Source organism: Bacteroides sp. B1-V-101, from assembly GCF_023656585.1.
Lineage (GTDB): Bacteria > Bacteroidota > Bacteroidia > Bacteroidales > Bacteroidaceae > Bacteroides > Bacteroides thetaiotaomicron.
The window spans coordinates 41,568-51,893 of sequence record NZ_JAMOKH010000042.1 but is presented as its reverse complement, the minus strand read 5'-3'; the positions used below and the strand labels follow the sequence as shown (position 1 = coordinate 51,893).

8 protein-coding genes are annotated in these 10,326 nt (G+C 48.3%); 1 reads left to right on the top strand and 7 read right to left on the bottom strand.

Translation table 11 applies throughout. From position 1 onward, the window contains the following. The first annotated feature begins 763 nt into the window (after positions 1 to 763). Positions 764 to 1,192 (top strand): hypothetical protein, encoded by a 429-nt coding sequence (locus NBH01_RS22120; RefSeq protein ID WP_055218933.1) that lies wholly within the window; start codon positions 764 to 766, stop codon positions 1,190 to 1,192. Between the two features lie 185 nt (positions 1,193 to 1,377). On the opposite strand, the gene NBH01_RS22115 is transcribed toward NBH01_RS22120, so the two are convergent. The 7 genes from NBH01_RS22115 to NBH01_RS22085 form a co-directional block, all read right to left on the bottom strand. Next, on the bottom strand, positions 1,378 to 2,415 hold the full coding sequence (locus tag NBH01_RS22115) for a FecR family protein (protein WP_250700307.1): 1,038 nt from the start codon (positions 2,413 to 2,415) through the stop codon (positions 1,378 to 1,380). Between the two features lie 16 nt (positions 2,416 to 2,431). Continuing rightward, positions 2,432 to 2,941, bottom strand: a complete 510-nt coding sequence (locus NBH01_RS22110; protein WP_250700306.1) for an RNA polymerase sigma-70 factor — start codon at positions 2,939 to 2,941, stop codon at positions 2,432 to 2,434. Positions 2,942 to 3,148: 207 nt separating this feature from the next. Then, positions 3,149 to 5,731 (bottom strand): outer membrane beta-barrel family protein, encoded by a 2,583-nt coding sequence (locus tag NBH01_RS22105; protein ID WP_250700305.1) that lies wholly within the window; start codon positions 5,729 to 5,731, stop codon positions 3,149 to 3,151. Positions 5,732 to 5,811: 80 nt separating this feature from the next. Beyond that, complete coding sequence (locus NBH01_RS22100; protein ID WP_250700309.1) at positions 5,812 to 7,395, bottom strand: S41 family peptidase; 1,584 nt, start codon at positions 7,393 to 7,395, stop codon at positions 5,812 to 5,814. A 111-nt stretch (positions 7,396 to 7,506) separates the two neighbouring features. Next, on the bottom strand, positions 7,507 to 7,962 hold the full coding sequence (gene coaD, locus NBH01_RS22095; RefSeq protein ID WP_250700304.1) for a pantetheine-phosphate adenylyltransferase: 456 nt from the start codon (positions 7,960 to 7,962) through the stop codon (positions 7,507 to 7,509). A 20-nt stretch (positions 7,963 to 7,982) separates the two neighbouring features. Then, entirely contained in the window at positions 7,983 to 8,429 is a 447-nt protein-coding gene (locus tag NBH01_RS22090) for a hypothetical protein (protein ID WP_250700303.1), read from the bottom strand. 14 nt (positions 8,430 to 8,443) lie between these two features. After that, positions 8,444 to 10,321 (bottom strand): DNA topoisomerase IV subunit B, encoded by a 1,878-nt coding sequence (locus NBH01_RS22085; RefSeq protein ID WP_008761752.1) that lies wholly within the window; start codon positions 10,319 to 10,321, stop codon positions 8,444 to 8,446. Between the last annotated feature and the right edge of the window lie 5 nt (positions 10,322 to 10,326).

Here is a 10,326-nt window from a genome sequence, read left to right as displayed (position 1 = left end):
AAGTAAACCGGAGGCAGGAATAATAAATAATAAAGTAAACAGCTGCCAGGGTTAGTAATATTTCTAGTCAACACATAGCAGCTATTAGAGATAAACAAGTCAACCATTATTAGGGAAGTACACATTGTTGGATGAAGGTGCTTGCATCATTAGTTGTTCACGGCCGTGGTAAGCGTTGCTCACGTCCGTGAAGAGCGTTGATCACGGCCGTGGTAAGAGCTGTTCACGGTCGTGAACAACTAGCTATATCAGTAGCAAAGATAAACTATAATAGGGAGATAAACAAAGTATTCCTGCTTCTTTTGGGTATTCGTGCAGCTTGTTCTTTGTGCAGAGGCAATAAGAAGGGGAAATCATTCTTGTATCTCGTGCGATGAAGGAACATAGTCTGTTGGCTGTAGATGGTTTTGTTCATCTCCCTTCTATTTACTCATTTTACTTCCTTAATGGTATTCTTATTAGGAAAATATGCCTATATTTGTGGCGTATCTTCTGAACAAAGATATGTTTTATTGATTTGGAGATAACGTTTTTATTATCTGCTTTGAGAAATCTGGTAAATTTTGCGTCTGCAGATAATAGGCGGTCAGTCTCCACGTTCATTTCGTATATAAATTTGTTATATACTTCTAATGGGCGTGGAGCTATTGCTTATTATTCAGACGCGGGCTTACCAGAGCCTCTCATGGGGTAATATAGTAATAGTTTCCGCGCCTTCTTCATGAAGGTATGCGAATACACAAACAAATAAAAAATAGTAGTGATGAATGATTCTACTTGTCCCCGTCCCTGCCTGATGAAGCTTGATTTACAAAGCTCCACCAATAAACTTGCCTTTATGAAAGACAACTGGCCCAGCTTTGGACAGATTGAAAGTATCGACCAATTATCGGAAACAGAGTTACGATGTACCCTTTGCCTGCTGGATGTGGTGCTGGCTGCTTTGGCTAAAGATGAATGCTTCTGTCCGAATCGGGAAATCATTCGTTTGGTATTGACACGTACCTATGTGCAGAATAGGTGTGAGCTATGCGAGACAGAAGAAATACGTTCGAAGTTGATGAAGGGCTTTTGTACATGGGAAAAGAAGAACGGATTGAGCAGGAAGAACGAAATCCGGAGAAGAGGGATTTCTTTCTTTTATGGTGCCATACTGCGCATGCTATCGAAAGTAAACGGGAAACAAGAATAGACGGGATTTGCCCGAAGATAAAAGGTGCTTGAAGTGAAAGATTCTTGAGGTGAAAGATGAAAGATCGGGTGATAGATTGAAATATCATCTTTCATCATCGGAAGCCCCGATGAATAAGGAGTTTGGCGACCAATGGTGAAAGATGACAGATGAAAGTTTGTTTTTTCGTCAGGAGGTGATTGTGTTTATTCTACTACTATCTGCTTATCCTTATACTGGAAGTGTGCAATGCCTAAATCATTCAGTACATTCAGTAAAGTCTTTATCGGAACATTCCGGCTGAAGCGGAAATGGACTCGTTTGTGTAAAAGGTCTGCAGAATGGCAGATGACACTGATATTATACCAGGTCCCTATATTTTGCAGTACGGTTATCATTTCGGTGTTGTCATAATAAAACTCGTCTTTGGTCCATCCTTCTTTTTCTGTCCGTGTGGCTTTCGCCAGACGGATGTCGCCGCTTGTGGTCAATGTGGCACATTGTCCGGGTACTATTTCTTTCTCAAGGGGAGAGGCTGCTTTGCCGACCTTTACTCGTCCTTGATACAGGGTGACGGCGGGGGCATTGCCGGGATAGGCATTTACGTCGAATACGGTGCCCAGCACTTGTGTCTGCATTTTATCGGCGGAGACGATGAAGGGGCGGTGGGCGTCTTTGGTCACTTCGAAGCGTGCTTCTCCGGTGAGGTTTACGGTGCGGTTTCCCTGAGAGGAAAACTCTTTGGGGTATTCCAGACGGCTGTTTGCACTTAAAAGGACGTGGCTTCCGTCCTCCAATGTGAGGCGGGTGGTCGTGGCGGGTGGGGTAGATACGATGATTCTGCCGTTCTCTTCGATAGTGGTAATTTGTTCCGGTGCATGGAGGGCGGTGAAGATTTCGATGTTCTGCAGGATGCCGTCCTTGTCTGTGATGTGCCAAGGGGACCAAAGTAACAATAACAGGGCAATGGCTGCTGCCACACCACCGGATAAACAGATGCGGAGATAAAGTTTGCGCTTCTGCTGTGCCTGCCGTTGCAGGAATGTGGTCCATTCTTCCCGGACTTCGTCCGGCAGAGGCAGATCACCCAACGCTTCGCCAAAGGCATTTTGCAGACGGCGTGTTTCTGCGTTTTCGGAGAATGGGGTACGGTCGTCTGTTGCCAGTTCGCAACTGTCGCTGTCTGCTGTCAGTCCGTAACCGGAATCTTCTTCTTTGCTGGTACGTTTTTCTTTTTCTTCCATAGCGTGTCCTCCTTCTTTATTCTTTCATGGCTTCGCGTAGTGTACGCAATGCTTTGGATATATGTTTTTTTACTGTGTCGGGACTTATGCCGAGTTGTTGGGCGACTTCCCGATAGGTGAGATGTTCGTAATAGCATAGCCGCAGGATGGTGCAAGTCGGTTCCGGCAGGCTTCGGGCTATCGTTTCCGCTTTCTGCAACAGTGCTTCGTGTTCCCGATAGTTGCTTTTTACATCGGCCAGCGTTGCTTCGTAGAGTGCTTTCGCATTGTCCCGTTCCACTTGCAGATGCTTCATCCGGTTGAGGCAGGCGTTGCGGACTGCTGTATAAATCCAGCCTCCGCGGTCGGCCTCGTCCAATTGTTCGAAGTGTTTCCAAGCCTGCTCCATCACTTCGCTTACGATGTCCCGTGCTTCCTCTCCGTCGCCCATCAGTTGTGAGGCATAACGGACCATTCGCGGGTACATTTCCGTAAACATTTGCCCGAAGGCCTCTCGTTTTGTCTGGTTTTTATGGAACAGGAACATTCTTTATCTGGATTCTGAAGCTGCAAAAATAGTACTTTTCCCCGAGTTCGACTAAAAAGTCGGTAGTAACTTTAATGTATTCACCTACCACCTCCCCCTACGGGTACTCCTCCTTCCCGAAGGAGGAGATTGGGAATACTATTGACTTTTTAGTCAGCCTCTCTTGTGATGGAACCGACTTGTTGGTCATCTTTGTGAAACCGGGAATTACAAACGTGACTTTTCGCTTGCTCCGGCTCCGGTTCCTTTATATTTGCTCTTCGTGGCGTTGAACTGATAGCTCAGCCGGATGCCGAAACGCTGCTGGTCTAAGTAATCACGGTTGGAACTGAAAGTCCGGTCTCCATAGATGGTGAAGTATCTGTGGGCGGTGTGAAAGAGGTCTTTCGCGGTTACCGATACTTTCAGCGCCTGGTCTTTCAGGAACGATTTGGTCAGTTGGGCATCTACTCTTCCTTCGGTTTTCCAGATGGCGTAACTTTGTTTGGCGCCGGGCGACAGTATTCCTTTGATGTTGAAGAACCAACCTTTGGGGAAACTCAAACTGTTGTCTAAACTGAAATGGAATCGCGGTTCATTCCAGCTTTGGGTGATGCCTATGCAGGCAGCGTGCGAGTCATACCAGTTGACACTGGTGGTGAACTGAGGCTGCCAGATGCCGATTTTCGGTGAGAGGGTGATGTTGGCTCCGTATATGTTGGTATGCGGAATGCTTGCCATACCGAACAGCAGTACGCCGGGATGGTTGACGTCGTCATACGGTCGGGTATAGTTGGTGTACATATTCCAGCAATGGTCGTAGTTGAGGCTGAAGTTGATCCATTTCCATCCGACATCGAAAGCGGTTGAACGGCGTATCTGAGGAACGAGAAACGGTTCCCCGCTCTGGTAGGAGTATTTGTTCTGATAGGTGATGGCGCTGGTGAGCATGTCATAGCTGGGACTGTATTTCAGCGTCCGGTGAGAAAGGGCGAAGAACCAGTTGCCGGAGGTGTATCTGATACTGATTACCGGTATCCAGTCGCGGTAGATGGGGCTTTGTCCGTCCTGGTGGATTCCTTTCTCATAGTAGTCTGTTTGCTGGTATTCATAGCGGAGTCCGGCCAGAATGTTGAATTTTCCCAGCGACAGGCTGTAGTCGAAGAAGCCGGAGAGCATCGTTTGTTTGATGCGGTCGTCGGCATCAGCGGAGAAGCCGCTTTGGAGAAATACGTCATGGCGGTTGGTGAATGTCTCTTCTGTGCCGAAACTGAGTTTGCCTTTCCAGAGTGGGGCGGTGAGCAGGAGTTTGGCGGCATAGAGGTGGTTGCGTACGCGGTTGCTCGAAGTGGCGTCTTCGGTTCCGTTGTTTTCGGCATATTGACGGATGCGGTCCCGGCCGTACAGGTAGTCGGCGTTGAAGTCGATGTTCCATTTGCCGAAAGTGCCGTTGTAGTATCCGTTGGCTGCCTGCCACCAGCCGGTGTGGGCATCTGTTTGGCGGAGAGCGTGCAGGTGGTCTACTTCTTTGCCGTCTTGTAGGATGAGGGTTGTCCCTTCATTGGTAGTATGTGCATTGCCTATGTTCGTGCCGGGCATGTAGCGCATGCCGAATGACTGGTCTTCGTCTATTTCGTAGTTGAATCCCAGTTCGCCGTTGAAGGTGCGGTAGGTTTGTTTGCTTTTGTCCTCTGTCGATTGGTTCCAGTTGGATGAAGCATAAATGTCCTGACTGGAACTGCCCGTTCTGTAATTGTTGATTTCCGCAAAGTCGCCTTTTACGAAAATATCCAGTCCGCCGGTACGGTAGTTCAGGGATATGCCTTCGTTGCCGATCGGTTCGCGTCCTTGCGAGTAGTCGGTGTAGAAACTGCCGCTCATTCCCTGTCCGCGTTTGCGGATGGTGCGCAGACGGATGACGGCGCCTACCGAAGAGCCATATTGTACGCCCGGTGTGGTGATGATTTCTGCCGATAGTATTTCATTGGCTTGCAGACGGTCCAGTTCGGTCTTGTCTCTGACTTTGCGGCCGTTGATATAGATTTCAGGAGTTCCTCTGCCCAGTACGGTAAATTCTCCGTCCGAGCCGGTGACAAAAGGGAGGTGGGAGATCATTTCTTTGGCCGATCCCATCAGTGAAAGGGGTGTTCCGGCTATATTGGCCTTCAACGTTCCGTCTTTCCGTTCTATCAGCGGGCGGGAGGCGGTGACGACTACTTCTTTCAGTAACTCTGTGTCGGGTTGCAGGCGGATGGTGTTTTGTTGCCGGCAGGGGATGATTTGCGGGCGGTATCCTATGTAGGTCGCTTTCAGCAGACAGTCTTCTCCCGCTACCGGGGGGAGATGGAAGGAGCCGTCTTCTTCGGTCACGCTTCCGGCAAGGAAACTGGAATCGGCGGCAAGGGCGAGGATGTTGACAAAGGGCAGGGGGGCTCCTTTTTCGTCATATACTTTGCCTGCTATGGCGATGGCTTTGTCCGATTTCTTCCGCTGCACGACGAAATACTCCTCCCGTTCGATGCAAAGGAAGGGTTTGCCGGCCAGTACAAGGTCGATGGCTTCGCGTTCCGTCTTTTCGCGGATGCTGACGGTCACCCGATAACTTTCTGTTCCGTTGTAGGTGAAGAGGATGTTTTTTCCTCCTGCCTTTTCCAGCTGCTTCAGTGCTTCGGGCAGGCTTTCGTTCTTTAGCTCTAGTGAGAATTTCTTGATGGCGGTCTGCGCCTGCAAAGGGGAAAGGGCAAAAAATAAACCGTATCCCATCAGTAACCAGCTGATTGCTGTCCAAGTAAAACCAAACTGTCGTATCATACTTCTGTTTTAATGATTTTACTTATACTACAACCAAGGTGTCTGATCGGGTACGGTTGATCCGTTTTATTTTTCGATGTTTATTTCAACTTCTTCTGATACTCGCCCGAACGGAGGATTTCCAATGCTTTCTGCACGCTTTCGTTCGTTGTATTCATGACGCGGAAATACTCGTTCATATCCCAGAGGTCGCGGGCTATCAGTGCTTTCAGCTGTGTCTTGATCAGCGGAAGTGCCTTCTGATACTGCTCTTCGTTGAACTTCACCCCTTCTTTCTCACCCATTTCGCGGAGGGTGGCGAGCATATCGTCGTCAATAACAAACTTTTCGTTGAAGCTTTCGAACTTCTTATATTTATCGGCCAGTTCCTTGCGGTGATCTTCGATGAATTTCATCGTGAATTTGATAATGACCCCTTTGCCGACCAGTTTCCGGTGATAGTCCGTGTAGAGTGTCGTGTCAATCGGAACGAAGTAGTCCGGCATGATGCCGCCTCCGCCGTAAACGGTACGTTTCAGTTTCTTGGTCTGCACTTTCAATGAGTCGGGGAAGTGGATGCTGTCGGCATTCATCAGTTCTCCGTGGTTGAAGCGGTCTATCAGGTCTTTATTGTAATCGGTCGAGCTGTCATACGGCTTTTGGATGCAACGACCGGCAGGGGTGTAGTACCGTGCAATGGTCAGTCGGATCATGGAGCCGTCCGGCAGGTCGATAGGACGTTGCACCAGTCCTTTGCCGAAAGAACGGCGGCCTACGATGATACCTCTGTCCCAGTCCTGCACTGCGCCGCTCACGATTTCGCTGGCGGAAGCGGTGTATTCGTCTACCAATACGATGAGGCGGCCGTCACGGAACTCTCCGTTTCCTTTGGCGAAGAACTCGCTGCGCTGTGCGGTCCGGCCTTCGGTGTAAACAATCAGTTCCTTCTGTCCGAGGAATTCGTTGGCAAGGTCGATGGCGGCGTTCAGATATCCTCCGCCGTTGCCTTGCAGGTCGAGGATGAGGTCTTTCATGCCTTGCTGTTGCAGGCCTTTCATTGCCTTCTTGAATTCTTCGGCGGTGGTTGCGCCAAAGCGGTTGACGCGGATGTATCCGATCTTTGGCTGAATCAGGTAGGAAGCGTCGAGACTCAGGATAGGTATCTTATCTCTTTTCACGGTGAACACGAGCGGGTCTTGTACTCCACGGCGGACGATGGTCAGGTTGACTTTCGAACCTTTCGGACCACGCAGACGCTTCATGATATCTTCCGTGCTCATTTTTACTCCTGCGATGGCGGAGTCGTTGACGGCAATGATGCGGTCGCCGGCAAGGATGCCCACTTTCTCGGAGGGGCCGTTGCTGACGGGTTGTACGACGAGCAGGGTGTCCTCGATCATCTGGAACTGTACGCCGATGCCTTCGAAGTTGCCTTGAAGCGGTTCGTTCATCTTCTTCACTTCTTCGGCATCCGAGTAAGTGGAGTGCGGGTCGAGCTGTGCCAGCATCTTGATGATAGCTTCTTCTACCAGTTTGTCTTCATCTACTTTGTCTACGTAGAAGTTGGAAATCGCGAATTCCGCCATTTGGAGTTTGCGCATGGCGGCGGAGCCGAAACTTTGGGCCTGTGCAGCGGACGTTGCCAACAGACAAACCAGGAGGGCATATACTTTAATCTTCTTCATCATCATTAATTATTATTTCAAGTTTCGCAAGTTACCTTTGCGTTATCCAAACTATCTTCATTCCCCTGAGGCTGACTTTAAAGTCAGCCTCAATAGAGATACTACCGACTTTCAATTTATCTCCATTCCTTCGGGGATAAACTGGCTGATATCTTTGTTGTAAGTCAGCAGCTCACGTACAATCGTTGAGCTGACGCAGGTCAGTTCCGGTTCTGTGAAGAGCAGGATGGTTTCGATGCCCGCCAGTTTGCGGTTAATGTCGGCAATCGTTTCCTCATACTCGAAATCCTTGACCGTGCGGATGCCGCGAACGATGAATTGTGCTTCTACCTGTTGGGCAAAGTCTATCGTCAGACAGTCGTAAGACATCACTTTGATGCGGGGATTGTCCTTGTAGAGATTCCGGATCATTTCTTCTCTTTTCTCGATGGGGAAATAGGTATTCTTGTTTTCGTTGATACCGATCCCGATGATTACCTCGTCCATAAAGGTGAGTGCACGTTCCACTACCGAATAATGACCGATGGTGAAGGGGTCGAATGTACCCGGAAATATAGCTCTTCTCATTAACCTACTTGTATTATTTGTCATATAATAATATCTATATCTTTATTTGTTAAATCTTTATATAGATTTTGCATTTGATGGATATATCTTATACGAGTTAGTATAAAGACATTTTCTCCTATATCATAACTATTATTATATTGACCAAATTTAAATTCTCCATGCCCATAGAATATGCAATAGATATCATCGATATTATGAAAGTACAAATATTCATAAACTAAAGCACCATTATTTTCATCAGTATGGGTTTGTTGTACTTTTTTAAATCCCGATTTGAGTAAAATCTCTTCTGATATGAGTATCGGATTGATATCATTAATATTGGATATAATTTGACAATTCAAATTATTTATGGCGATTGTGTATGATGAAAAGTAGTTATCTTTATAGATTCCTACAATCTTTCCAGGACATATTGGTGTATTGACAATATTGCCAACTCTTAGTTCTTCAACAAATATCATAATTACTCTTTGTATTAACTGGCCAAGTCTTCTTCTATAACCAGATTGTCTATAATAAAGTTCTGTCGTTCCATTGTATTCTTGCCCATGTAGAACTCCAGGAGTTCTTTTACGGCATCTGTCTTACGCAATGTCACTTGTTCCAGGCGCATATCCTTGCCGATAAAGTGCTTGAATTCGTCCGGTGATATTTCTCCCAGTCCCTTGAATCGGGTGATTTCCGGGTTGGGGCTTAGTTCGTTGATGGCGTTCACCCGTTCGTCCTCGCTGTAGCAGTACACCGTTTTCTTCTTGTTGCGCACGCGGAATAACGGCGTTTGCAGAATATATACGTGACCTTTCTTGATGAGGTCGGGGAAGAATTGCAGGAAGAACGTGATGAGCAGCAGGCGGATGTGCATACCGTCCACATCGGCATCGGTGGCAACGATCACTTTGTTGTAACGGAGTCCTTCTATGCCGTCCTCTATATTTAACGCAGCTTGCAGCAGGTTGAATTCTTCGTTTTCGTAGACTACCTTTTTCGTCAGTCCGAACGAGTTCAGCGGTTTACCGCGAAGGCTGAATACTGCCTGAGTGTTTACGTCACGGCTTTTGGTGATGGAACCGCTCGCCGAGTCTCCCTCGGTGATGAAGATGCAGGAGTCTTCTTCCATTCCTTTCCCTTTCGGGTCGTTGAGGTGGATGCGGCAGTCGCGCAACTTGCGGTTGTGCAGGTTGGCCTTCTTGGCACGTTCGCGTGCCAGCTTCGTGACGCCTGCGATGGCTTTCCGTTCCTTTTCCGATTCCTGTATCTTTTGCTGCATTACTTCCGCTACGTCCGCGTTTTTGTGCAGGAAGTTGTCTACTTCCAACTTGATGAAGTCGCCTACGTATTTGTTGACTGTCACGCCGCCGGGAGTCATGTTGGTAGATCCCAGTTTCGTTTTGGTCTGGCTTTCGAAGATCGGCTCTTCCACATTGACGGCGATGGCGGCAACCAGTCCGTTACGGATGTCGGTATAGTCCATGTTCTTGTTGAAGAACTCTTTGATGGTACGGGCGATATGTTCTTTGAAAGCACTCTGATGGGTACCCCCCTGTGTGGTGTGCTGACCGTTGACGAAGGAGTAATACTCTTCTCCGTACTGTCCGGTGTGAGTGAAGGCGATTTCGATGTCTTCTCCTTTCAGGTGGACGATGGGATAGAGGCCGGTTGCCGTCATGTTGTCGTTCAGCAGGTCTACCAGACCGTTGCGCGACAGGATGCGGTGACCGTTGTAAATGATGGCGAGTCCCGTGTTGAGATATGTATAGTTACGCAACATGGTCTCGATAAATTCGGGCTTGAAGCAGTAGTTGACGAACAGCGTATTGTCCGGTTCGAAGAAGATAAAGGTTCCGTTGTCCTCTTCGGTGTCCTGCGTCACGTCGGTCTGCAGGTTTCCTTTGGAGAATGTGGCGATACGCACTTTACCGTCACGGTAACTGCGTACTTCAAAACGAGAGCTCAATGCGTTGACGGCTTTCACACCGACACCGTTCAGTCCGACGCTTTTCTTAAATGCCTTGCTGTCGTATTTACCACCCGTGTTCAGTACGCTTACGGCTTCTACCAGCTTTCCCTGCGGGATGCCTCGTCCGTAGTCACGTACGCTGACGCGGAGGTTCTCTTCAACGGTAATTTCGATTTTCTTACCGGCTTGCATCTTGAACTCGTCGATACTGTTGTCAATGACTTCTTTGAGGAGGACATAGATTCCGTCTTCGGCGTGCGCGCCATCGCCCAGCCTACCGATGTACATACCGGGGCGTGTGCGCACATGTTCCATGTCGCTCAGGTGGCGGATGTTGTCGTCAGTGTACTCTACTGCATTGTTGTTGTCTACAGATATCAATTCGTTCTCTTCCATAGCTG

Coding starts and splice junctions, on each gene's coding strand:
- NBH01_RS22100 (WP_250700309.1), bottom strand. CDS start 7,395: ATGAAGAAGATTAAAGTATATGCCCTCCTGGTTTGTCTGTTGGCAACG.
- NBH01_RS22115 (WP_250700307.1), bottom strand. CDS start 2,415: ATGGAAGAAAAAGAAAAACGTACCAGCAAAGAAGAAGATTCCGGTTAC.
- NBH01_RS22120 (WP_055218933.1), top strand. CDS start 764: ATGAATGATTCTACTTGTCCCCGTCCCTGCCTGATGAAGCTTGATTTA.
- NBH01_RS22105 (WP_250700305.1), bottom strand. CDS start 5,731: ATGATACGACAGTTTGGTTTTACTTGGACAGCAATCAGCTGGTTACTG.
- coaD (WP_250700304.1), bottom strand. CDS start 7,962: ATGAGAAGAGCTATATTTCCGGGTACATTCGACCCCTTCACCATCGGT.
- NBH01_RS22110 (WP_250700306.1), bottom strand. CDS start 2,941: ATGTTCCTGTTCCATAAAAACCAGACAAAACGAGAGGCCTTCGGGCAA.
- NBH01_RS22085 (WP_008761752.1), bottom strand. CDS start 10,321: ATGGAAGAGAACGAATTGATATCTGTAGACAACAACAATGCAGTAGAG.
- NBH01_RS22090 (WP_250700303.1), bottom strand. CDS start 8,429: ATGATATTTGTTGAAGAACTAAGAGTTGGCAATATTGTCAATACACCA.